General features: G+C 64.9%; 27 protein-coding genes and 1 tRNA gene. 10 read left to right on the top strand and 18 right to left on the bottom strand.

The genetic code is table 11. The features are described from left to right. Positions 1–77: 77 nt before the first annotated feature. Positions 78–842 carry a trehalose-phosphatase gene (gene otsB, locus HH800_RS10660; RefSeq protein WP_169861041.1) on the bottom strand — a complete coding sequence of 255 codons (765 nt, stop codon included), beginning with the start codon at positions 840–842 and terminating at the stop codon, positions 78–80. A 61-nt stretch (positions 843–903) separates the two neighbouring features. Then, complete coding sequence (locus tag HH800_RS10655; RefSeq protein WP_004207346.1) at positions 904–1,074, bottom strand: hypothetical protein; 171 nt, start codon at positions 1,072–1,074, stop codon at positions 904–906. A 131-nt stretch (positions 1,075–1,205) separates the two neighbouring features. On the opposite strand from HH800_RS10655, the gene HH800_RS10650 reads away from it, so the two are divergent. From HH800_RS10650 to HH800_RS10635, 4 genes are all read left to right on the top strand, one after another. Further along, complete coding sequence (locus HH800_RS10650; protein ID WP_169861040.1) at positions 1,206–2,126, top strand: LysR substrate-binding domain-containing protein; 921 nt, start codon at positions 1,206–1,208, stop codon at positions 2,124–2,126. A 39-nt stretch (positions 2,127–2,165) separates the two neighbouring features. Continuing rightward, the gene (locus HH800_RS10645; protein ID WP_010337751.1) at positions 2,166–2,396 is read left to right on the top strand and encodes a type II toxin-antitoxin system CcdA family antitoxin; all 231 of its coding nucleotides are present in this window, start codon (positions 2,166–2,168) and stop codon (positions 2,394–2,396) included. A gap of 71 nt (positions 2,397–2,467) precedes the next feature. Continuing rightward, complete coding sequence (gene parC, locus HH800_RS10640) at positions 2,468–4,795, top strand: DNA topoisomerase IV subunit A (RefSeq protein WP_169861039.1); 2,328 nt, start codon at positions 2,468–2,470, stop codon at positions 4,793–4,795. A 68-nt stretch (positions 4,796–4,863) separates the two neighbouring features. After that, entirely contained in the window at positions 4,864–6,618 is a 1,755-nt protein-coding gene (locus HH800_RS10635; RefSeq protein ID WP_169861038.1) for a putative bifunctional diguanylate cyclase/phosphodiesterase, read from the top strand. Here HH800_RS10635 and HH800_RS10630 read toward each other — a convergent pair. The 4 genes from HH800_RS10630 to HH800_RS10615 are packed head-to-tail and all read right to left on the bottom strand — an operon-like array spanning position 6,582 to position 9,518. Then, complete coding sequence (locus HH800_RS10630) at positions 6,582–7,793, bottom strand: CCA tRNA nucleotidyltransferase (RefSeq protein ID WP_169861037.1); 1,212 nt, start codon at positions 7,791–7,793, stop codon at positions 6,582–6,584. The genes HH800_RS10635 and HH800_RS10630 overlap by 37 nt on opposite strands. Then, positions 7,774–8,385 carry a CoA pyrophosphatase gene (locus HH800_RS10625; RefSeq protein WP_169861036.1) on the bottom strand — a complete coding sequence of 204 codons (612 nt, stop codon included), beginning with the start codon at positions 8,383–8,385 and terminating at the stop codon, positions 7,774–7,776. The genes HH800_RS10630 and HH800_RS10625 overlap by 20 nt, the downstream gene beginning before the upstream one ends. After that, positions 8,382–8,948: a DUF1285 domain-containing protein gene (locus tag HH800_RS10620; RefSeq protein WP_169861035.1), complete on the bottom strand. Its 567-nt coding sequence runs from the start codon at positions 8,946–8,948 to the stop codon at positions 8,382–8,384. The genes HH800_RS10625 and HH800_RS10620 overlap by 4 nt, the downstream gene beginning before the upstream one ends. Positions 8,949–8,999: 51 nt before the next feature. After that, on the bottom strand, positions 9,000–9,518 hold the full coding sequence (locus HH800_RS10615) for a GNAT family N-acetyltransferase (RefSeq protein ID WP_169861034.1): 519 nt from the start codon (positions 9,516–9,518) through the stop codon (positions 9,000–9,002). A gap of 125 nt (positions 9,519–9,643) precedes the next feature. On the opposite strand from HH800_RS10615, the gene HH800_RS10610 reads away from it, so the two are divergent. Then, entirely contained in the window at positions 9,644–10,027 is a 384-nt protein-coding gene (locus tag HH800_RS10610; protein ID WP_169861033.1) for a dihydroneopterin aldolase, read from the top strand. 60 nt (positions 10,028–10,087) lie between these two features. On the opposite strand, the gene HH800_RS10605 is transcribed toward HH800_RS10610, so the two are convergent. Then, the gene (locus HH800_RS10605) at positions 10,088–11,035 is read right to left on the bottom strand and encodes an isopenicillin N synthase family dioxygenase (protein WP_004207336.1); all 948 of its coding nucleotides are present in this window, start codon (positions 11,033–11,035) and stop codon (positions 10,088–10,090) included. 99 nt (positions 11,036–11,134) lie between these two features. Between HH800_RS10605 and HH800_RS10600 the strand changes: the two genes are divergently transcribed. Both HH800_RS10600 and HH800_RS10595 read left to right on the top strand, forming a co-directional pair. Then, on the top strand, positions 11,135–11,542 hold the full coding sequence (locus HH800_RS10600) for an EVE domain-containing protein (protein ID WP_004207335.1): 408 nt from the start codon (positions 11,135–11,137) through the stop codon (positions 11,540–11,542). 149 nt (positions 11,543–11,691) lie between these two features. Then, the gene (locus HH800_RS10595) at positions 11,692–11,982 is read left to right on the top strand and encodes a hypothetical protein (protein ID WP_010337758.1); all 291 of its coding nucleotides are present in this window, start codon (positions 11,692–11,694) and stop codon (positions 11,980–11,982) included. Between the two features lie 77 nt (positions 11,983–12,059). Here the strand turns inward: HH800_RS10595 and HH800_RS10590 are convergent, their stop codons facing one another. Next, complete coding sequence (locus tag HH800_RS10590; RefSeq protein WP_004207333.1) at positions 12,060–12,362, bottom strand: glycine zipper 2TM domain-containing protein; 303 nt, start codon at positions 12,360–12,362, stop codon at positions 12,060–12,062. A 121-nt stretch (positions 12,363–12,483) separates the two neighbouring features. On the opposite strand from HH800_RS10590, the gene HH800_RS10585 reads away from it, so the two are divergent. Continuing rightward, positions 12,484–12,921 (top strand): cupin domain-containing protein, encoded by a 438-nt coding sequence (locus tag HH800_RS10585; RefSeq protein WP_169861032.1) that lies wholly within the window; start codon positions 12,484–12,486, stop codon positions 12,919–12,921. 173 nt (positions 12,922–13,094) lie between these two features. Here HH800_RS10585 and HH800_RS10580 read toward each other — a convergent pair whose 3' ends face one another. From HH800_RS10580 to HH800_RS10560, 5 genes are all read right to left on the bottom strand, one after another. Then, entirely contained in the window at positions 13,095–13,400 is a 306-nt protein-coding gene (locus HH800_RS10580) for a hypothetical protein (RefSeq protein WP_169861031.1), read from the bottom strand. 37 nt (positions 13,401–13,437) lie between these two features. Beyond that, positions 13,438–13,509, bottom strand: a tRNA-Thr gene (locus HH800_RS10575). Between the two features lie 28 nt (positions 13,510–13,537). Then, complete coding sequence (locus tag HH800_RS10570; protein ID WP_169861030.1) at positions 13,538–14,395, bottom strand: hypothetical protein; 858 nt, start codon at positions 14,393–14,395, stop codon at positions 13,538–13,540. Then, complete coding sequence (locus tag HH800_RS10565) at positions 14,392–15,705, bottom strand: replication-associated recombination protein A (protein ID WP_169861029.1); 1,314 nt, start codon at positions 15,703–15,705, stop codon at positions 14,392–14,394. Before HH800_RS10565 ends, HH800_RS10570 begins: the two co-directional genes overlap by 4 nt. Before the next feature lie 28 nt (positions 15,706–15,733). Then, a complete protein-coding gene (locus tag HH800_RS10560; protein ID WP_169861028.1) occupies positions 15,734–16,912 on the bottom strand; it encodes a glycosyltransferase family 4 protein in 1,179 nt (392 codons plus the stop codon). A 123-nt stretch (positions 16,913–17,035) separates the two neighbouring features. Between HH800_RS10560 and HH800_RS10555 the strand changes: the two genes are divergently transcribed. After that, the gene (locus tag HH800_RS10555; RefSeq protein WP_081331681.1) at positions 17,036–17,254 is read left to right on the top strand and encodes a DUF2945 domain-containing protein; all 219 of its coding nucleotides are present in this window, start codon (positions 17,036–17,038) and stop codon (positions 17,252–17,254) included. Between the two features lie 75 nt (positions 17,255–17,329). After that, entirely contained in the window at positions 17,330–17,983 is a 654-nt protein-coding gene (locus tag HH800_RS10550) for an MOSC domain-containing protein (protein ID WP_169861027.1), read from the top strand. Between the two features lie 13 nt (positions 17,984–17,996). Here HH800_RS10550 and HH800_RS10545 read toward each other — a convergent pair whose 3' ends face one another. The 5 genes from HH800_RS10545 to HH800_RS10525 form a co-directional block, all read right to left on the bottom strand. Then, the gene (locus tag HH800_RS10545; RefSeq protein WP_169861026.1) at positions 17,997–18,623 is read right to left on the bottom strand and encodes a LysE family translocator; all 627 of its coding nucleotides are present in this window, start codon (positions 18,621–18,623) and stop codon (positions 17,997–17,999) included. A gap of 100 nt (positions 18,624–18,723) precedes the next feature. Beyond that, complete coding sequence (locus tag HH800_RS10540) at positions 18,724–19,188, bottom strand: MaoC family dehydratase (RefSeq protein ID WP_010337834.1); 465 nt, start codon at positions 19,186–19,188, stop codon at positions 18,724–18,726. Positions 19,189–19,247: 59 nt separating this feature from the next. Then, a complete protein-coding gene (locus tag HH800_RS10535) occupies positions 19,248–20,798 on the bottom strand; it encodes an alkaline phosphatase D family protein (RefSeq protein ID WP_169861025.1) in 1,551 nt (516 codons plus the stop codon). A 45-nt stretch (positions 20,799–20,843) separates the two neighbouring features. Continuing rightward, positions 20,844–22,124: an ectonucleotide pyrophosphatase/phosphodiesterase gene (locus HH800_RS10530; RefSeq protein WP_169863296.1), complete on the bottom strand. Its 1,281-nt coding sequence runs from the start codon at positions 22,122–22,124 to the stop codon at positions 20,844–20,846. A 74-nt stretch (positions 22,125–22,198) separates the two neighbouring features. Beyond that, on the bottom strand, positions 22,199–22,726 hold the full coding sequence (locus tag HH800_RS10525) for a DNA-deoxyinosine glycosylase (RefSeq protein ID WP_169861024.1): 528 nt from the start codon (positions 22,724–22,726) through the stop codon (positions 22,199–22,201). Positions 22,727–22,728 lie beyond the last annotated feature (2 nt).

Raw genomic sequence — 22,728 nt, 5'->3', positions numbered from 1 at the left:
CTCGTTTCCGGCCAGGATATGGTCGCTGGTATCGATGATGTTCGGCCCCCTTCGTTCATGCGAATGGTGGCCGCCGGTCAGATGATCGCGGCGACCCCCTGCGCCAGATAATGCCTGACGGCGGCAACCTGTTCCAAGCCGAAGGCCGCGTGCGTGTGCCGCGCGGGCCCGACCAATATGCCATGGCCGCCCAATTGCGCGGCGGCGGCGAAACCTTCCTCGTCCGTGACATCGTCGCCGATGAAGATCGGCGTGCCGCCGGCCATCGGCGCCTGCTGCATCAAGCGGGTGAGCGCGCTGCCCTTGTCGGCGCCGCCGGGGCGCAGTTCGAACAGCATCTTGCCGGCCTGCACGGCCAGGCCATGTTCCTCTGCAAGCTGATGGGCAAGCAGGCCGGCGGCCTCGCCACAATCGGGGGCGCCACGGAAATGGAGGCCGACGCTGATCGACTTGCGTTCGACCAGCACGCCGGGACGGGTATCGGCAAAGATGTGAAAGGCCCGTTCGACCGCATCGATGGCGGGCAGGCGGGGCGGCGCATCCGGCGCCTCGCCGGGCGCGGCAAATTCAAGGCCGTGGGTGCCGGCGAGCAGGAAATCCTCAAAGCCGAATTCGCGCAGCGTGGCGATCGACCGGCCGCTGACGATGGCGAGGCGCCCGTCCAGCTTGCTCCGCAGCGCCGCCAGCAGGGCGAGCAGATCATCATCGACATGCACCCCGTCGGGCGTGTCCGCGATCGGCGCCAATGTCCCGTCGAAATCGAGGAACAGGGCGGCGCCGGTCAGCAGCGCGGGCGGGGGAGCGGGAAGATCGGGCAGAGGGGGAAGAGCGGTTTCGGGCACGGCCTAAAGGTGGCGCCTGTACCGGAAACCGCAACCCCTGTTTTGCCCCTTGCCGGGATTTTCACGATTGGCAGGGGCGCTTGCATTGGCGTTCATCGGCCCAGGGCGCGCTCCATTCGATGCGGTGAAGCACCCGAAATGCCTGCATCACGCGATGCAGGAAATGGTCGGCACTCTTGCTGATTTCTTCATGGCTGTCGTTCCACAGCCGGGCGTCATATTGATCGCGCATCACTGTTCCTTCCGTCCATGATCATTGCCGGGCGCGGAGGGCCGCCGGCACCGCTGTCTCTGCCCGAACGGCACCCTTGGCGCCAACAAAAGCATGGACAGTATAGATAAGCCTGGCTTATCGAATGGCGCATGTCCCCGCTGCCGCCCCTGTCCGCCATTCGCGTGTTCGAGGCCGCCGCGCGGCTGGAGAATTTCACGGCCGCCGCGCAGGAACTGGGGATGACCCAGGCGGCGGTCAGCTATCAGGTGAAATTGCTGGAGGAGCGTCTGGGCATCAGCCTGTTCCAGCGAACCGGGCGCAAGGTGGCGCTGACCGAGAAGGGGCGCGAGATCGCGCCGATCCTGACCCGTGCCTTCGACCAGATGCGGCAGGGTTTTGCCGCACTGACCCAGGATCATTCGGCGGTGCTGAGCATAAGCTGTACCAACAGTTTCGCGCATCTCTGGCTGGCGCCGCGGATCGGCGCCTTCCAGATGCGCCATCCGAACCTCGCCGTGCGGATCATGGCGGATGACGCGGTGGTCGATCTGGCGCGCGACGGCATCGATCTTGCGGTGCGCGGTGGCAAGGGTGAATGGCCGGGGCTGGAGGCGAAGCTGCTGACCCATAACCGGCTGGTGCCGATGTGCAGCCCGGCCTGGCGCGACCGGCACGGGCCGATCGCCGATGCGCAGGCGCTTCATGCCCTGCCGCGCCTGTCGCCCGACGACATGTGGTGGCATGAATGGTTCGCGGCGATGGGCGTGGAGGCCGACCCGGCCGATGGCCCGCCCGGCATCGCGCTCGACAGCCAGGTGATGGAGGGGCGCGCCGCGATCGCCGGGCAGGGGGTTGCGATCCTCAACCATTTCCTCTGGAAGGCAGAGGTGGAAGCGGGGCAACTGGTGGAGGCGGTGCCTTCCTATGTCCGCGAAATCGCCAGCTACTGGCTGGTCTATCCGCCCCACGCCCGCAACACGCCCAAGATCAAGGCTTTTCGCGACTGGATCAGCGCCGAATTTGCCATTGCCATCGCCGCCGATCCGGACGCTCGTTTCTTGCCGCGTTAATCCATGGCATGATATCGTCCTGCAAAAGGTGATTGGCCAATGGATGACGATGAGTTCGCGGCAAGCCGGGCGCGGGTCGAAGCCGCGCGAGAGCGAAACCTGATTGCTGCTGCCGAAGAACTGGGGATGGATCTCAGTCTACGGTCCGAGCCCGGTTTCGTGGAGGAAGTCCGCCATCGCTGGATGGAAGCCAATAGGGGCGCGATGGAAAGTTGGAACGCCTATGTCGAGAAGCATGGCCTCCCGCTCGACAAATATCGAAATTTTTGATCGTGGCGCCCAGTCTTCGGGGTGCATAATTCTCGTTTCCGTTCACGTTCCGTCCTGCTAAGCCACTCCCGATGACCGATTTTCGCGACCCGTTCGACGCTATCAAGGACCATCCTTTCGACGCGGCGCTCTCGCAGCGCTATCTGGTCTATGCGCTCTCCACCATCACCGCTCGTTCGCTACCGGACCTGCGCGACGGGCTGAAGCCGGTGCATCGGCGCCTGCTCTGGGCGATGCGGCTGCTGCGGATGGAGCCGGGCGGCGCGAACCCGGACGTGCTGGTCGCCAATCCGGCGCGCAACACCACCAGCTACAAGAAATGCGCCCGCGTCGTCGGCGATGTCATCGGTAAATATCACCCGCATGGCGACGCGTCGGTCTATGACGCGATGGTGCGCCTGGCGCAGGATTTCTCGCTGCGCACCCCGCTGGTCGATGGCCAGGGCAATTTCGGCAATATCGACGGCGATAATGCGGCGGCCATGCGCTATACCGAGGCGCGTCTGACCCAGGCGGCGGCCGACCTGATGGCGGGGCTGGACGAAGGCACGGTCGATTTCCGTCCGACCTATAATGGCGAGGATGAGGAGCCGGAGGTTTTTCCCGGCCTCTTCCCCAATCTGCTGGCCAATGGTGCCAGCGGCATCGCTGTCGGCATGGCGACCAGCATCCCGCCGCACAATGTCGGCGAACTGCTGGATGCCGCCACCCTGTTGATCGACAGCCCGGAGGCGGACGACGCCGCGCTGATGGAGATCGTCAAGGGACCAGACTTTCCGACCGGCGGCGTGCTGGTCGATAATCAGGCGATCATTTCCGAAGCCTATCGCACCGGGCGCGGTTCCTTCCGCACCCGTGCCCGCTTCTCCACCGGCCGCAACGAGGATGGCAGCTGGGAAGCGGAGGGGATCGAGAAGCTGGCCGGGGGCACCTGGCAGCTGGTGATTTCCGAAATCCCCTATCAGGTGCAGAAGTCCAAGCTGATCGAGCAGATTGCGGCGCTGATCAACGACAAGAAGCTGCCGATCCTGGAAGATGTGCGCGACGAGAGCGACGAGGCGATCCGCATCGTCATCGTCCCCAAGAGCCGCAACGTCCCGGTCGATGTGCTTAAGGACAGCCTGTTCCGGCTGACCGATCTGGAAAATCGTTTTCCGCTCAACCTCAACGTGCTCGACGCTAGCCACACGCCGCGCGTGCTGGGGCTGCGCGCGGTGCTGGTCGAATGGCTCAAGCACCAGATCGAGGTGCTGGTCCGCCGGGCGCAGCACCGGCTGGAGAAGATTGCCGCGCGGCTGGAGCTGCTCGACGGCTATATCATCGCCTATCTCAACCTCGACCGGGTGATCGAGATCATCCGCACCGAGGATGAGCCGAAAGAAGTGATGATGGCCGAATTCAGCCTGACCGACCGTCAGGCCGAGGCGATCCTCAACATGCGGCTGCGCAGCTTGCGCAAGCTGGAGGAAATGGAGCTGCGGCGCGAACATGCCGAGCTGGTCAAGGAACAGGCGGAGCTGGAAAAGGTGGTCGAGAGCCCGGCCCGGCAGCGCACCCGGCTGAAGCGCGACATTGCCGACCTGCGCAAGCGCTATGGCCCCGATACGGTGATCGGCCGGCGCCGCACGCTGGTCGAGGAAGCCGGCCCGGCGCGTGAGATCCCGCTGGAGGCGATGATCGAGCGCGAGCCGGTGACGGTGATCCTGTCCGAACGCGGCTGGATCCGCGCGATGAGCGGGCATCGCGACCTGGCCGCGGCCGATACGCTGAAGTTCAAGGAAGGCGACGGGCCGCAATTCGCCTTCCACGCCTATACCACCGACAAGCTGCTGATGGCGACGTCGAGCGGGCGCATCTACACGCTGGGGGCGGACAAGCTGCCGGGCGGGCGCGGCTTTGGCGATCCGGTGCGGATGATGGTCGACATGGACGATCAGGGCGGCATCGTCGCGCTGATGCCGGCCAGGACGGGTGGGCAATTGCTGCTGGCCTCCTCCGACGGGCGCGGCTTCCTCGCTGATGTGGCAGATATCCTGGCGGAGACGCGCAAGGGCAAGCAGGTGGTCAATGTCCGCACGGGCGCGAAGCTTGCCGTGGTGCATGCGGTCGATCCGGAGGCGGACAGCATTGCCGTCATCGGCGAGAACCGGAAGCTGCTGGTCTATTCGATCATCGAAATGCCCAAGATGGCGCGCGGGCAGGGTGTGCAGATGCAGCGCTATCGCGACGGGGGGCTGTCCGACGCGATCGCCTTCCGCCTGAGCGACGGGATCAGCTGGGCTATGGGCGGCGAGACGGGCCGGACCCGGACCGAGGCCGACATGACGCCATGGCGGGTAGCCCGCGGTGCCGCCGGTCGCATGCCACCGACAGGCTTCCCGCGCGACAACAAGTTCTGACGCAAATTCAGCACCATCGGCAGATGTTCGTTTCCCGAATATTTACCCTTGGCGGATAAGGCAGAGGCATGAAAGCCATGTCGGTGCGTAGCTGGCCCCCTGAACAGACCAGTGGCCTCCCCTTGCCCGGGGGTGATGACACGCATCTGCCGCACATGATCGGAGCGAGCGAATGGCTCACCGCCCTGTCGCAGGCTGCGGCAATTTTATCGTGTGAAAACAATGCAATAAACATTATCGAAGCGAATGAGCCGTTCCTCAAGGCGTTCCGGGAACATCGCGAACGGACGGCCGCAACGGCGCAGGCATCGGCCGAATGGCGCGCGCGCGTCACTGGTTTCGCCCAGTCGGATCGCGATTCGGAAAGTTTCGAAATCCGCCGCGACGGCAAGCTTGGCCCTGAATATTTTCTCTGCACGCTCGGACGGCTGCGCGCCACCGGCGCGCGCGCCGAACAATTTCTCTTCACCGCGATCGATCGCACCAGCGAGCGGACGATGGAGAAGAATTTGCGGCGCGAGCTGCTTTCCGACGGCCTCACCGCGCTGCCCAACCGCACCGGCTTCGGCGAGGAGATTGACGATCGGCTCGCCAATGGCAGCTGGCCGGACAATGCGCAGTTCGGCATCATCGCGATCGACCTCAGCCGGTTCAGCCGGGTGAATGAATCGCTTGGCCCGATGGCTGGTGATGAACTGTTGATCACGGTCGCCAAGCGGCTCAAATCCTGTCTGCGTCAGGGCGATGTGCTGGCCCGCATCGGCGGTAATGACTTTGCTATTTTTGCGCGCTTGAACAATGGCTTGTCCGATTCTCTTCAGATCGTTCAGAGGATCAGGGAGGCGCTGAGTTCGCCGATCCGGCTGTCCGACCTCCAGATCCGCGTCGATTGCGCCATCGGCTGTGCCCTGTCGACGCATCTGGAGGATGATCCGGACGATGTCGTCCGCAAGGCGCAGGCGGCGGTCAAGATCGCCAAGCGCACCGGCAAGGTCGAGATTTACCGCAATGGCGTACTCAAGGAAGCGCAGCGCCGCTTCTCGATCGAGAGCCGGCTGCGTGATGCGCTCGCCCATGGCGGGCTGACCCTGGCCTATCAGCCGCTGATCCATCTCCAGACCGGCGAAATTACCGGTTTCGAGGCGCTGGCGCGTTGGGACGACCCGGAACTGGGCCATGTCTCGCCGGTGGAGTTCGTGCCGGTCGCGGAAGAGAGCGGTCTCATCACCCCGCTCGGTCGCTGGGCCGCCTATGAAGCGGCGCAGGCGCTGAGCCGCTGGGACGCGAAATTCGGCCAGGCCCTGCCGGTCGGCGTCAACGTCAACCTGTCGCCAATCCAGATGGCGCGCGACGATGTCGCATCAATGTTCGAGGAAGCGCTGCGCTATTCGGGCATTGGCGGCCATCGCCTGACCGCCGAACTGACCGAAAGCGCGATCATCGCCGATCCGGACAAGGCGCGCAAATTGCTGTTCGCGCTCAAGGATCTTCAGATGCCGATCGCGATGGACGATTTCGGCACCGGCTTCTCTAACCTGGCGAGCCTGCACAGCCTGCCGATCGACATCCTAAAAATCGATCGAAGTTTCGTGTCTAACATGCTGGAAGATCACGATAAAGCTGTGATCGTTCGGACCATATTGTCATTGGCGGAATCGCTCAACCTGCGGGTCACGGCCGAGGGTATCGAAACCCAGGAACTGGCCGACATGCTGCAGAAGATGGGCTGCTGGCAGGGGCAGGGCTATTATTTCGCCCGCCCGATGAGCGAAGCCGATGCCTTCGACTATTGGCGCGTGCGCTGGAATTTCGAGACGATCTGATCGGCGATTTCGCCGACCCGGTCGGCGTCGGGGAAATCCTCCGCCACCCATGATTTCTGCACTTCCTGCAAGGCACGGGCGACGTCCGGGCCGGGCTGAAGGCCGCGCGCGATCAGCGCGCCGCCGCCGATCGGCAGGCTGGGCGGAGTCCAGCCGTCGAGCAGGGCCAGTGCCGACAAGGAGGCGGCAGGATCGAGCAAGATGCGGTCGATCGCGCCTTCCACGCCGACCCGGTGCGCCAGCGCGCGCGGGCCTTCGGATGCAGAGGCGGTTTCGAGCGCGGTGATCAGTCGCTTGCGCGCCTTGTTGGACAGTTTCAGCCGCGCGCCGATCTGGTCGGCGATCGCCGCGTCGGCCGGCACCAGCGCGGCCAGCCGGCGCAGTGCCGACGGCACCATGCTCGCCTCATTCTCCCGTGCGATCAGTTTCGCCAGCCGGTCGATGCCTTCGTGCGTGATTTCGGGCAGCACCGGCAGCCAGATCCCGCCGTCCACCATCATGCGCAGCGCCGGCACGGGATCGCGCACCACCAGCAATTTGAGCAGTTCGTCGGCGATCCGCTCGCGCGACAGGGCCATCAGGCTGTTGGCCGCGGCGACGCAGGCATCATAGGCCGATGCGTCAACTTCGTTGTCACCATAGCGGGCCAGGAAACGGAAATAGCGCAGGATGCGCAGATGATCCTCGGCGATCCGCGCGCTGGCGTCGCCGATGAAGCGCAGGTGCCGGGCGTCGAGATCGGCCACGCCGCCGAAATAGTCGCTGATCGCGCCGGTCAGGGGATCGGCATAGAGGGCGTTGAAAGTGAAATCGCGGCGGGCGGCATCCTGCTGCCAGTCGTCGGTATAGGCGATGGTGGCGCGGCGGCCGTCGGTGCTGACGTCGCGGCGCAGCGTGGTGATTTCGACCGGCCCGTCGGGCAGCACGGCGGTGATCGTGCCATGCTCGATCCCGGTCGGCACCGCCTTGATCCCGGCCGCCTTCAGCCGATCGACCACATCCTGCGGCATCAGGCTGGTGGCGATGTCGAGATCATTGACCGGCAGGCCAAGCAGCCCGTCGCGCACCGCGCCACCGACATAGCGGGCACGGCCCTGGTCGGCGTCGAGTGCGGCGAGAAGGCCGGATAGGCCGGAGCGGTGGCGCCACGGGGCGTCAGGAAGAATGCGGGTCATGGCCGAGCCTGCGGGAAAGATTGGCGAGGATGGCAGCGGTCACGCCCCAGATGCGGCGGCCCTGCCAGTCGATTTCATAATATTGCCGCTCGATGCCTTCGAACATCAGGCTGCGGCGCACCCGATTGGCCGGATCGAGCGCATAGTCAAGCGGCAGTTCGAACCAGTCGGCCACTTCGCCCGGTTGGGCGCGCAGCGGCAGGTCGGGCGGGATGACGCCCAGGACCGGCACGATGTCGAAGCCGGTGAAGGTATGATAGCGGTCCGACGTGCCGATGATGTCGACCCGGTTGGAGGGGAGGGCGATTTCCTCGCGGGCTTCGCGCAGGGCACCGGCAATCTCGTTGGCATCGTCGGGATCGACTCGGCCGCCGGGGAAGGCGACTTGCCCCGCATGCTTGCGCAGCTTTTCCGAACGCTGGGTTAGGATAAGGCCGGGATTGGCCCGGTCGGTGATCGCGACCAGCACCGCGGCGGGTGCCAGGGCCATGTCGCCGACGATGCGCGGATCGCGGGTTTCGGACGGAAGCAACTGGATGTCGCGGCTATGCCCGTCGATCAGGGCGGCGCGCAGCCGCTCGGCCAGCGTCATGCCGCGCCGTCCAACGGAAAGAAGCGGCCTTCGCTCCACAGGCCGACACGCTCGCCTTTTTCGTCCAGGGCCAGGTTCATCAGTTCATAATAGACGCTGCGCACGATCAGCGCGTCGAGCCCGGCACGGACATGGAGATAGGGATGGGGGCCATCATCCTTTTCGCGCAGGGTCAGCGCATGGTCGGGGCCGGCTGGTACCAGTTCGCCGGTGTTGAGCCGGAAGGCGAGGTTCCGGCTGGCGCCTTCGCCCTCGCTCTTGAGTTCGACCGCAACGAAGGGGGCATCCTCGACCGCGATGCTCAGCTTCTCGACCGGGGTGACGAGCACATAGGAGCCGTCGCCCTCGCGCCGCAATATGGTGGAAAAGAGCCGCACCATCGTTTCGCGCCCGATCGGCGATCCCTGATGGAACCAGGTGCCGTCGCGCGCGATCCGCATCTCGCTGTCGCCGCAATGGTCGGGATTCCATTTCTCGACCGGCGGCAGGCGCTTTTCGGCGGCTAGGCGGGCAATGTCGGCGAGCGACAGGTCGGCGAGGTCGGGCAGGGGCTCCATCGGCATGGAAAGCAGATAGGAGCGGCCGGCTCGCTTGGCAAAGGTCTTTCGGTCGGGTCAGGCGGTAACGGTGATTCGCGGCGACAGCATGCCGGTTCCGCCGACCGGGCGGCCATCGACCGACAAGGCAAGCAGGCGCCGGGCCTCGAACGGGCCGGGGCAATCCCAACCGGCGGTGCCGTCGGCGGTGAAGCCCCAGAAGCGGCCATAATATTCCGGATCGCCGATCATCATCAGCGGTTCGCAGGCCTGGGCGCGGGCGGCGGCGACCACTGCATCCATCATCGCGCGACCATGGCCGCCCTTCTGATGCGCCGGCGCAACCGCGACCGGGCCGACCATGATCAGCGGCAATTGGCTGCCATCCTCGTGGGTTAGCGCCACCGGCCAGCTTTGCAGCGATCCAATCAGTTCACCCTTTTCGTCCAGCACCGCGAAGGACAGGGCAGGCAGCCAGGGCATGCCATCGCGGATCAGATAGGCGGTGCGGCCGTGCCGGTCAGGACCGAAGGCGGCGTCCAGCAGACCCTCGATCGCGTCGGCGGGCTGGCTGTCGAGGGGAAGAATTGCTGACATGTCTTGCCGATCCGCCATCAATGGCGCATGGACCGCGCCGGAAGCGGCGGGCCTATAGCGTCCATGCCGCAAAAGGAAAGATCAAACTGGACCCGCGCCCTTCGCGCGACCGGACATGGCGAGCTATGGACAGCATTTTTGACGATTATCTGACGCTGGAGGTCAACAACCTGCACGTCGACGTATTGACCGGCATCTATTCGGAAGAGACGCATCTGCCCCAGCCGCTGCGCATCTCGATCCGGGCCAAGCTGCGGATTGCGGACCATTATGATCCCGATACGCCGCTCAGCGAGTCGAAAAACTACATGGACCTCAAGCATGCCGCGTCGACCGCGCTGCCCGAGGGGCTGCACTTCACCCTGATCGAGGGCGTGGCCGACCATATCATCGAGACCATCTTCCTGCAGGACGACAAGGTCCGCCATGTCGAGGTGAAGATCGTCAAGCTGGCGCTGAGCGAACGGGGCGAGGAAATCGGCATCACCCTCGGCCGCAGCCGGAAATAAGCGCCGGTTGCGCTGAGAATGAAAGGCTCGCCGCTGCCGGATGCAGCGGCGGGCCTTTTCTTACGCCTTCTTGATCAGGCCGATCTCGATCAGGCGCTCGGTCAGATAATCATGCGCGCTGATCGGTTCCTCGCGGCGCGGATTGTCGGGCGTCACGCATTGCGGCAGCGCGTCAATCATGAAGTCCGGGCGCAGATGCAGGAAGAAGGGCATGGAATAGCGCGAATGGCCGCGCCGTTCGGGCGGCGGATTGACGACGCGGTGGCTGGTCGAGGGCAGCACATGATTGGTCAGCCGCTGCAGCATGTCGCCGACATTGATCGCGAGTGCGCCCGGCGGGGGCACCACCGGCAGCCAGTTGCCGTCGCGGTCCTTTAGCTCCAGCCCGCCTTCTTCGGCGCCCAGCAACAGGGTGATGAGGTTGATATCCTCATGCGCGCCGGCGCGGATGCCCGGCGCCTCGGGCGACACAGGCGGATAATGGAGCAGGCGCAGGATCGAGTTGCCATCCTTGATCGGGCCGTCGAACCAGCGTTCGGGCAGGCCCAGATAGAGGGCGATCGCCGACAGCAGTTCCGCGCCGACCCGGTCGAACTCGGCATAGAGCGGCGCGAACACGTCGCGGAACGCCGGCATCTCGGTCGGCCAGACATTGGGCGGCATGGTTTCGGCAAGCGGATCGCCGGGCGCAAGGTCGCGGCCGACATGCCAGAATTCCTTGAGGTCATTCTCGCTCGCGCCCTTGGCGATTTCCACGCCAAAGGCGGTGTAGCCACGCTGGCCGCCATTGAACTTGGCATCATAGGCGCGCTTCATCTCGACCGGCTGGGCGAAGAATTCGCGTGCCAGCGCCCATCCCTTGTCGACCAGCGCCTGGTCCATGCCATGGTCCTTGACCATGGCGAAGCCGAAGCGTTGGAAGGAACCACCGAAGGCGGCGGCGAAATCGCCCTTGCTCATCTCTGCCATGGACAGGACGGGCACCTGGTCCAGCACGGATTGCGACACGTATATTCTCCAGATCGATTTGGCTTGCGGATGATATAGCGATCAGCCGCCATGGTTCCCATCCTTGATCGTCCTTGGCGCCTGATGCAAGGATGCGGCATGAACTACTGGCTGATGAAATCGGAACCCGACGTCTTTTCCTATGCCGACCTGGTCAAGAAGGGGAAGGCGGAATGGGACGGGGTGCGCAACCATGCCGCCCAGTTGCACATGAAGGCGATGCGCAAGGGTGACCTGGCCTTCTTCTATCACAGCAATATCGGCGTCGAGGCGGTCGGCATCATGGAGATTGTCGAGGAAGCGGCGCCGGACAGCACCGACGAGACCGGCAAGTGGATCGCGGTCCATGTTGCGCCGCACAAGAAACTGGATCGCCCGGTGACGCTGAAGACGATGAAGGCGGACCCGGCATTGGCCGACATGGTGATGTTGCGGCAATCGCGCCTGTCCGTCGCGCCGCTGACGCCGCAGCAGTTCGAGCATATCGTCGCCTTATCAAAGGCTTAGAAAAACGAGACTGCCTCGATTGCGTTCCGCGCAACTGGAACGCCGGTTTTTGCGATTGTATGAGTTTTTGCGCTGCAACATATGGGTGGCAACAGAACAGAATGTCCAAGAGGTGTTTGAGGGCATTCACAAGGAGCACACCCATGCGAATGCTGTCCAAGTTTGTTGTCGCCGGCGCCCTGAGCGCCATCGTTGCCGTCGCCGCCCCCGCCAATGCGCAGGACGCCGCCAAGCAGCGCTTCACCCACGAAGGCTACACCTACGTCTATGACGTCAAGGATACCAAGACCGGCAAGGTGATCTCGGGCCGTCGTTACCCCGACGCCGTTGCCTTCAACCTGCAGGTCAAGGGTGACAAGGTTTCGGGCGTCTCGGGCGGCCAGACCGTGTCGTTCAAGGTCGATGACGCGCGCGGCGCGGCTTCGGGCGCGACCAACTAAGCCATTTGGCCTCGGCCATCAAAAAGGGCGGCTTCCCAATGGGAAGCCGCCCTTTTTCGTTGTCCTTGACGACGGGATCAGCGGCAGCGGCGCTTGCTGTCGATTTCCTTTCCGAGCAGTGCGCCGCCAGCAGCGCCCAGGATGGTGCCGGTCGCACGGTCGCCGCGGGTGTCGATCGCACGGCCGACCAGCGCGCCGCCGACGCCGCCGATGATCAGGCCGGTCGTGCCGTCGGACTTGCGGCAATAGGTGCGCCCGTCGCGACCGCGCCATTCCTTGTAGCGATAATGTTTGCGGGCCTGTGCGCCGTCCGTGGGAACGGCCATCGACACGGGAATGGCCAGCGACAGGGCGGCCATGGCCATCAGGGCGTTACGCATAATATCTCCTCCGAATTGCGTTGTCAGCCGATTGAACCCCTGCCTATTGACCTAGGTTGCATGAACCTCTGACAACGGCATAAGTTTTTGTTTCAGCAGAAATTAAATTTGAGGTGAAGCGATGAACGCAGGCGACGGGCAGGATGCTGCCGGACTGATCCGGGCGCTCGACCTGGCCCCGCATCCCGAAGGCGGCTGGTATCGCGAAACCTGGCGCGCAAAGGCGGCTGTGGGCCAGAGGGCGGCCGGCACGGCGATCCTGTTCCTGCTGGAGGCGCATCAGCGATCACACTGGCATAGGGTCGATGCTGACGAGATGTGGTTCTGGCATGCGGGGGCGCCGATCGTCCTGGGCATCGCTCCGCCGCAGGGGCCTGGCGTCGATCATCACCTCGGCCCGGATATCGCCGCGGGACAGATGCCGCAGCGCCTGGTCCCGGCGCATCATTGGCAGGCGGCACGGCCGGTTGGCGGATGGGCGCTCGTCAGCTGCACGGTCACGCCGGGCTTCGACTTTGCCGGCTTCACGCTGGCACCGCCCGATTGGGCGCCCGCCTGAAGCGCGCGGATTTCCGCCGATTTTCAGACTTATCCAAAGTTATCCACAGATTTGTGGTGCGGCCTGTCTTCAAACTGTCGGAATCCGCTTTGTGCGACTCGCGGATCGTGACAGCATCCTCTTATCGGGACAGTCGGCAAGGAGCGATCCAAAGCCGGAAAATCCAAGAGAAATCAAGGATTTTCTGCCCTGATGGTCCGTTGGGAGCTGCCATGCGCGAGGATGGCAGGGACGATCGGATCCAAGCCTTTCTGGATGATGCCGGGTACGCGCGAAAGTGAACGTCGGGCTTCGGATGAAAGGTCAGCAACGGTGAACAGACCTTCGGGCTCGTTCTCCCGCGCGAAGATGTGGAAACGCATCACATCGCCGGACCGGAAGGCGCAGCCTGCAAGGGTATGTGGCCGAAAGGAACCGACGTTAGTGGGGGCCGGCAGCAATGTCGGCCCCCATTTTGTTTCCGGGATGCCGAGTGCCATCGAGTGCGCATGAGCGCACTGTTCAAGAGTCCGTCGGTGCCGGCTGAGGGGATCGAACCCCCGACCTTCGGTTTACAAAACCGCTGCACTACCGCTGTGCTAAGCCGGCGCACCCGACGGGTCGGACGCCCTTACTATCAGATCACGCCGAACGTCCAGCCCTCTGTGCGCGCAATTTCGTCGGTCAGGGGAAAAGGTGTCCAAAGCGCCGGATTTTCCGCCCTTTCGCGCATCCAGGCCGCGGTCAGCAAGGCATCGGCCTGATGGTCGGCGGCGAGCGGACCGGCGTAAGGGATCGTTGCGAACATGGTCAGCGCGTTATTGAGGGCGGCGAGATCGCGCATCTTGGTCCGGCCCTTCGGACGGCCGGCGGCGCGTGCAGCGATGCTGGTATAGATTTCGACGACCAGCGATCCGGTGGCAGGCAGCGGATCGAACGGCCAGACCGGCACATGCGGGCGGATATGGTGGAGCAGGCGCATGCCGGCAAAGCTGGCCTTGGCCACCTGCGCGGCGCCAATCGCGTCATAGATGGTCGACGGCTTGCCGCCGCCCTGGGCATTATAATGGGCTTCGCAGGCGCGGTTGTGCAAAAAGTCGGCCTTCATCCCGTCGGCCTTGCCGAAATAGAAATGGCGACGATGGGTGGTTTCCAGCAGGCTGGTGGCACCCAGATCGGGATCGTCGCAGACCGCATCGACATAGGCCCAGAACGCCGGTGCGTCGGTCGGCGCCGGATCTCCGGGCAGATAGGCGCCGCGTGCGACGAAGGGTGGGGCGAAGCTGAAGTCGAAGCCGAACAGGGTCGGTGCCTCGCACGCCGTTGCGATGAGCCAGTCAGCGACCGCCTGGCGCGACCAGATGCCGTCCGGCGCCTCGACCAGTTCTGGCGCATCCTGACCGATGCCACAGATGGCGACCGCTATCCCCTTGTGCCGCGCGCCCTTGGCACCCGACCAGTCGATCGCGGCGAAGCGCGCGAACCGGGGCGTCACGCCGCGCCGCGTTCGGCGCGCAGTTTGTTCCAATAGGCAATACGTTCGGCGATCCGCGCTTCGAACCCGCGCTCGGTCGGCGTGTAGAAGGTCTGCGGGCTCATCTCCGCCGGCCAGTAATTGGCGCCGGAAAAACCACCTTCGGCATCATGGTCATATTGGTAATTCTTGCCATAGCCGACCTGCTTCATCAGCTTGGTCGGGGCATTGACGATGTTCATCGGCGGCATCAGCGATCCGGTTTCACGCGCGGTGCGGAAGGCCGTCTTCATCGCCATATAGGCGGCGTTCGATTTGGGCGCGGTGGCGCAATAGATGCAGGCCTGAACGATCGCCAGTTCGCCTTCGGGCGAACCGAGAAATTCATAGGCATCCTTGGCGGCAAGGCACTGGACCACTGCCTGCGGGTCGGCGAGGCCGATATCCTCGGTGGCGAAGCGGACGAGCCGGCGCAACACATAGAGCGGTTCCTCGCCAGCGGTCAGCATGCGGGCAAGATAATAGAGCGCCGCCTGCGGATCGGAGCCGCGCAGCGATTTGTGCAGCGCGGAGATGAGGTTGTAATGCCCCTCGCGATCCTTGTCATAGACCGCGACGCGCCGGTGGAGCAGGGCGGAGAGGCCGGCCGGGTCGAGCGGGGCGGGGATATCGATCGAATAGAGCGTTTCGACCTGATTGAGCAGGAAGCGGCCGTCGCCGTCCGCGCTGGCCAGCAGCGCTTCGCGCGCGGCCATATCCAGCGGCAACGGGCGGCCGATCAGCGCTTCGGCCCGGTCCAGCAATTGTTCGAGCGCCGCAGCGTCGAGCCGGCGCAGGATCAGCACCTGCGCGCGGGACAGGAGCGCGGCGTTCAGTTCGAAGCTCGGGTTTTCCGTGGTCGCGCCGACCAGCGTGACCGTGCCATCCTCGACGAAGGGCAGGAAACTATCCTGCTGGGCGCGGTTGAAACGATGGATCTCGTCCACGAAGAGCAGGGTCTTCTCGCCGCGCCGGCCATGCTCTTTTGCGGCGGCGAACACCTTCTTGAGGTCAGCGACACCGGAAAAGACGGCCGAGATAGGCTCGAACCGCATGCCGACGGCATCGGCGAGCAGCCGCGATATCGTGGTCTTGCCAGTGCCGGGCGGCCCCCAGAACAGGATCGAGGACAGGCGGCCGGCCGCCACCATCCGGCCGATCGCGCCGTCCGGGCCGGTCAGATGCTCCTGGCCGACCACATCGGCCAGCACGGCCGGACGCAACCGATCGGCCAGCGGGGCATGGTGGATGCCGGCGGGAAGGACATCGTCGGAAGAGAAAAGATCAGCCATCGTCCCCGATATAGGTCGGCCGGGCCGATCAGGGAACAGGGCTGGAACGGATCTTGGCACCCTGGGCGCGCTGGCGGATGATCCGCAAATAGGTGTCGACCAGCGCCTGGTTCACCTGGTCCCAGCCGAAATGTTCAGCCTGCGCCTCGGCGGCGGCGCCTGCGCTGGCGCGGGCGGCGGCGTCAGTGCAGTAGATTTGCAGCGCATCGGCAAACTTGCCGATGGCGCCGGGGCGGATCAGCCGGCCGGTAACGCCTTCCTGCACCAGATTTTCGCTGCCGGTGGCGCGGGCGGCGACGGTCGGCAGGCGGCAGGCCATCGCCTCCAGCGTGACATTGCCGAACGTCTCGGTGACCGACGGGTTGAACAGCATGTCCATGCTGGCGACGGCGCGGCCCAGGTCGGCCCCGCCCTGGAAGCCGGTGAAGACGGCATCGGGCAAGCGGTTCTGGAACCATTCGCGGGCCGGCCCTTCGCCAACCACCAGCACCTTGTGCGGCACCTTGCGTGCGGTCAGCTGGTCGATCGTGTCGGAAAAGACGTCCAGCCCCTTTTCCATCACCTGACGGCCAATGAAGCCGATCACCGGCACATCGTCGGCAAAGCCGAGCGAGCGGCGCCAGTCGAGATCGCGGCGCTGAGGGGTGAAGATCTCGCGGTCGATGCCACGGGTCCAGATGCCAACATCATAGCTCATTCGCTGCTCGCGCAGCAACTGGGCCATGGATTCCGACGGGGCGACGATGGCGTCGCAGCGGCGGTAGAAGCGGCGCAAAATGCCCTCGATCGCGGGTTCCAGGAAGGCGAGGCCATAATAGCGCGGATAGGTTTCGAACCGGGTGTGGACCGAAGCGACGGCGGGCAGGTCATGATCGCGCGCCCAGGTCAGCGCCCGATGGCCGAGCGGATCGGGGCTCGACAGATGGATCATGTTGGGCGCGAACGCCTTCAGGTCACGGCGCAGCGCGCGCGACAGGCGAGTAGGGATGCGATATTCCGGGCGGCCGGGCACGGGAATGGACGGCGCGCTGACCAGGTCGCCGGTCGGCGGGAAGGCGGGTGTATCGGTGGTCGGGGCATAGACGCGCACCTGCGCACCCTGACGCAGCAGATAGCCGACGAAGCGATTGAGCGCCTGGTTCGCGCCATCGCGCACATAATTATAATTGCCGCTGAACAGCGCGACACGAAGTCCGGTAACATCCATCGCGGCCCCTTAGACCAGACCGGCGAAAAACCCAAGGAACCAGAGCGGGTCTCGGGAATTTTGCTGAGGCTGACCGGGAAAGCCGGCCGGCATGATTGCCCCCGAAGGAGAGGATGTCTGCTGATGGCCGAGAGATTCCGTAAGGGAACACGGGTCAGGTGGAATTGGGGGCAGGGTGTCGGCCGGGGACGGATCGCCGAGCGGTTCGAGCGGCATGTGGAGCGGATGATCGCTGGCTCGCTCATCCGTCGTAACGGGTCTACCCGCGATCCCGCCTATCTGGTCCAGACCGACAAGGGCGACCTGGTGCTCAAGCTGGGATCGGAACTGAGCCCCGCCTGATCTTAGGGGGGCGGACGGGGCAAGCTGGCCGCAACTGGCCATCGTCATCGCGCTGCAACCATGGCATGGAGCGGCATGACCCAGCCTTTCATGACCATCGACGCGCTGCTGATCGGCATGCCCCGGCCCTTTCGCGATGACGAGCATAGCGCCATCGGCAAGCAGCCGGTCGTCGGCCCGATCCGCATCAACTGGCTGGGGTTCGCGGGCGACGGGGTGGCCGATACCGTTCATCATGGCGGCTGGGACAAGGCGATCCATCTCTATCCGCAGGACCATTATGGCTGGTGGCGCGATCGCAAGCCCGATCATCCGCTGCTCGATGCGCCCGGCGCCTTTGGCGAGAATATCGCCAGCCGTGGCATGACCGAAAGCGACATCTGCCTGGGCGATCGGTTCAGCCTGGGCAGTGCGGTGGTGGAGGTGAGCCATGGCCGCCAGCCCTGCTGGAAGCTCGACCATCGTTTCGGTGCCCGCGACGTGATGGCGACGATCGTCAAGACCGCGCGCTGCGGCATCTATTTCCGGGTAATCCGCGAAGGTGAGGCGGAGGCCGGCACACAGATGACATTGCTGGAGCGGCCCTTGCCCGACTGGAGCATCGATCGGGTGTTTCGCCTGCTGATCGGTGGCGGCCACAAGGCCGATCCCTATGCGGTGCGTGCGCTGGCCGACATGCCGCAACTGGCCGAAGCCTGGCGGGAACGGGCGCGCAAGTTGGCGGCGTGACGGCTGAGGTCGCCTAGCGTTCCACTGCCATCCGCACGGCGAGGCCGCCCAGCACCGTGCCCATCAGCCAGCGCTGGATCGTGAGCCAGCGCGGCCGGGTGCCGAGGAAGCCGGCGATCGATCCGGCCAGGCAGGCGATGATCGCATTGACCGACAGGCTGATGACGATCTGGGTCGCGCCCAGGATCAGCGACTGGCCCAGCACATGGCCGCGCGCCGGATCGACGAACTGGGGCAGCAGCGAGAGATAGATCATCGCTACCTTGGGATTGAGCAGATTGGTCAGCAGCCCCATGGCGAACAGCTTGCGCGGGCCATCGAGCGGCAATTGCTTCACCTGAAAGGGCGAGCGGCCGCCGGGCCGCACCGCATTCCAGGCGAGCCACAGCAGATATAGCGCGCCGCCCAGGCGCAGCGCGTCATACGCGAAGGGCACCGCCATCAGTAGCGCGGTGATGCCGAAGGCGGCGGCGACCATGTAGAAGAGGAAGCCGCAGGCGACGCCGAGCAGCGAGACCATGCCGGCGGCGCGGCCCTGGCTGATCGAGCGCGAGATCAGATAGATCATGTTCGGACCCGGCGTCAGCACCATGCCGAGCGAGATGAGGGCGAAGGCGGCAAGATGCGCGGCGCTGGGCATAGCTGGGCTCCCCGATGAGAATGCGCCTTTGCTTAATGGCAGGCGATCCGCACCGACAGGTCCGGGATAGTGGAAGTGGCCCCATCCGGCCGAGGGCGGATCAGGCCGGCCGCGTCCGCCACATGGCGATCGGGCACATGGTCAGCACGGGTTCGTCCTTCTGGTTGTAGAGCGTCACCTTGTTGCGGACGATGCCCATTTCCGGGCGGCTCTGCGAAATCTTCTTGTCGATCACCTCATTGGTGCCGCGCAACGTGTCGCCGGGGCGGACCGGGCGCAGCCAGCGCAGTTCATCGACGCCCATCGCGCCCAGGCTGGCCGCCTGGCGTCCGGGTTGCTTCTGCATTTCGGCGACGAACATCTTCATGAACAGGGCGGTGGTGTGCCAGCCGCTGGCCGAGAGGGTGCGAAAATGGGTGGTAGCCGCAGCCTCGTCGGACAGATGGAAGGGCTGGGGATCGAACTCCGCGGCAAAGGCGATCGTTTCCTCCCGCGACAGGGTCAGCGGCCCGAACGCGAAGCTGTCGCCTATCTCGATATCCTCGAAATAGAGAATGTCGTCCATCTATCCGTCTCCCATTGCAACGGACATGGTGTATGGTGACTTTCCGTTTACGTCAACTGTCAGCTGATGCTCAGCCCCGGCGTGCCGCGCGGAACGGTCATGGTCGCGCGGGTGCGGATCTGGCCGCCCGGCGCCGATACCTGATCCATCACCATCGCCCGCGTCGTCCAGGCGTCCGGCGTCACCTCGCAGGTCAGATAGCCGCGCTGGTCGTTGATGAACTTGAGCTGCGTGTTGTTCTTTAGGATGATGTCGCTGCCCGGCCGAAGGTCCGATCCGTCGCCGCCCGAGGAGATGGAGGTCGACACGAACTCGACCGCGACCGGCTTTGTGCCGTCATCCAACAGGCCGGCGAAATTCTGATGCTCGTCGCCGGTCAGGACCACGACATTGTCCAACCCCTTCATGCGGCCGAGCAGCCGGCGGCGCTGCACCTTGTAGCCAGCCCAGGTGTCCATATTGTAGATTGGCTCCGCCGCGTCCGTGCTGTTGCGGCGGTCGAGCGCCATCATCATCACCTGCTGCGCCAGGCAGTTCCACTTGGCGTCGCGGCGGGCAAGGTTTCGGGCCAGCCAGCCTTCCTCCTCGGCGGAAATGACCTGTGCCTGGGTGGCGGCCATTTCGGCGCAGGCCGGCTTGAAATTGTCGCCGCAGGGCTGGTCGGTGCGGAAGGTGCGGGTGTCGAGGAAGTCGATCGACAGCAGGTCGCCGAAGCGCGCCTGGCGATACATGGTGCCGATCATCTCGCTGCGGGGCGCCATCGCCGCGCGGACCGGCATATATTCATACCAGGCCTGCATGCCGGCGGCGCGGCGCATGCGGAAGGCATCGGCCGGCGCGCCCTTGGCGTCGATGTCACCGACCCAGTTGTTGGCGACCTCATGATCGTCGAAGGTCGGAAACCAGCTATGGCGGCAACGCGCCGCCTGCAGATCATAATCGCTCAGATATTGGGCGTAGCGCAGGCGATAGTCGGCAAGGTCATAACAATCCTGGCCGATATGGTCGCGCACCTGCGGTCCGGGCAGGCCGTCCTTGTCATAGTCCGGCCCGCGCTGGCTATATTCATAGATGAAGTCGCCATAATGATAGACGAAGGCGAGATCGTCCTCGCGCGCCAGATGGCGGAAGGCGGTGAACAGGCCATCCTGATAATTCTGACAGCCAGCGACGCCGAATTTCAGCAGCTTGGGACTGGCCGACGCCAGCGGCAGGGTGCGGGCGCGGCCACGCGTCGACTGGTCGTTGCCGAGCGCAAAGCGATACCAATAGGGCCGGTCGGGCTGAAGGCCGGTCACTTCGACATGGACGCTATGGCCCAGTTCGGGCCGGGCGGTCGCTTCGCCGCCGGCAACGATGGTCCTGAAGCGATCATCGGCCGCGACCTCCCATTTTACCGGGATCGGCGTCATCGGCATGCCGCCATGCGGCTCGAACGGGCGCGGCGCCAGCTTGGTCCAGATGACGAAGCCGTCGGGCGCCGGATCGCCCGATGTTACGCCCAGTGCAAAGGGGTAGCCGGCGAACCAGCTTTGGGCGTGGAGAATGGCGGGGGCGCCGACGATCGGGGCGATGGCGGCGGCGGAGAGGAGCGAGCGGCGCGTGAACATGACGCGCCGCCTAGAACCGCTTTATGACAAAGACATGTCGCCCGATCAGGGCTTGACCAGCCCCTGCAGCACCGCCGGGTTGCCATCGCTCGCCACCGGCGTCACGCCCAGCAGGCGGGCGAGCAGCGGATAGACGTCGACATTGGTGAAATCGGCCGAGGGACGGAAGCCGCTGACGAAGGCCGGGCCGTTGGCGATGAACAAAGCCTGCATTTCGGGGGCGCGGTCGTCCCAGCCATGGTCGCCGCCGGTCACCGGCTTGGTCGGCGTCGTATTCTGGAACACCCAGCCGGTTTCGGCCAGGCAGAAATAGGGCGGGATGCGGCGATGGGTGCCATAGTGGAAGCGCGCCGGGATGTCGCTCTTGCGCCAGCACTGCATATGGTCGCGCGGCTTGAACAGCGCGGCCTCCAGCGCCTTTTCGCGGCCGGGATTGGCGACCAGGCTGGCATAGGGGCCGGCCTCCACCACGCGATAGTCGGCCGGGTCGGCGATCTTGTCGATCGGCAGCACCCGGTCGTTGGCCTTGGCGGCCATGCCATGGTCGGAGACGATGACGATATTGGCCGGCTGGCCCAGCGCCTTGAGGCCGGCGAGGAGGTCACCGATATGGGCGTCGACGTCTGCGACTGCCTGGGTGGTTTCCGGTGCGGCCGGGCCGTTCACATGGCCAGCGGTGTCGACCTCGTCGAAATAGAGGGTGACGAAGCGCGGGCGGATGTCGGCCGGGCGGCGCAGCACGTCCAGCACGCCGTTGACGCGCTGGGTCGGGCTGATCGCCTCGTTGAACTGGGCCCAGTCGCTCGGGCGCGATCCGCCGCTGATCCTGTAGGGCCATTCGCTGGCCTTGTTGCCGCCCCAGGCGACGTTGGAGCCGGGCCAGAACATGGTCGCGGTGCGCACGCCCTGCTTTTCGGCGGTGATCCAGATCGGCTCGGCCTCGTTCCACCAATAGGGATCGTCGCTGGCCATGGTGAACTTGTCCTTGGGCCGGCTGTCATCTTCCATATTATTGGCGACGATGCCGCTGCGGTCCGGCCGGTCGCCGGTCACGATCGCCCAATGATTGGGGAAGGTCTTGGTCGGGAAGGACGGGCGCATCGATGCTTCGGTGCCGCCGGCCGCCAGCGCGTTGAGGTTGGGCGAAACGCCGCGGGTCAGATAATCGGGACGGAAGCCGTCGATCGACACCAGGATCGTCACCGGCGCGCGCTGTTCAGCCGGCGCGGCGGCGACGCTGGCGGGATGCTGCTGCGCCGGGGCGCAGGCGCCGAGCAGGGTGGAAACGGACAGGGCAAGTGCGAGCGACAAGCGACGGGCGGACATCATGGCCTCATGGCAAAAAGGAAGATTTGACCGCTGCTTAGCAGTCCAACCATGTCGGTAAAGTGACGAATGGTTCATGTCGGATCGACATAGGGTGCCAATATGCTCCAGGCTTGGCGCTTGGAATCACGCGACAGGCTGGCATAGGCGCCGCTGGAGGAGGGCAGATCGATCATCACCAGATCGGACCTTTCGCCCAATTGTCGGCGGCCATGTAGGGCGGCGGTCTTGCCGTTGAAGGCGATCGCGCGGAGATTGGGCAGGCGGGACAGGAAGGCGCTGAGGTCGCGCAGTTCCGCGCCCCGGATGCTGCTGTCCAGGCTGCCGTCGCGATCGGCGCTTTCGATCACATCCCACAGGCCGACGCCCCGTGCGCGCAGTCGCTTGAGCTTCATCGCATAGGGCGCGCTGCGCAGATCCTCGCCCAGAACGTCGCTCATCAATGCCCAGAAGGCATTGCCGCGATGGGCATAATATTCGCCCTGTTTGATGGAGGCGTCGCCGGGCAGGCTGCCCAGGATCAGCAGCCGCGTTCCCGCGTCCACGCTGGGCGGGAAGGCGGCCTTGCGCTGCGCAGGCCGCTGGCCAATGCGCAGCGCCATCG

The organism is Sphingobium yanoikuyae (assembly GCF_013001025.1).
GTDB lineage: Bacteria > Pseudomonadota > Alphaproteobacteria > Sphingomonadales > Sphingomonadaceae > Sphingobium > Sphingobium yanoikuyae_A.
The sequence above is the reverse complement of the archived record's forward strand: the minus strand, read 5'-3'. Positions and strand labels throughout refer to the sequence as shown.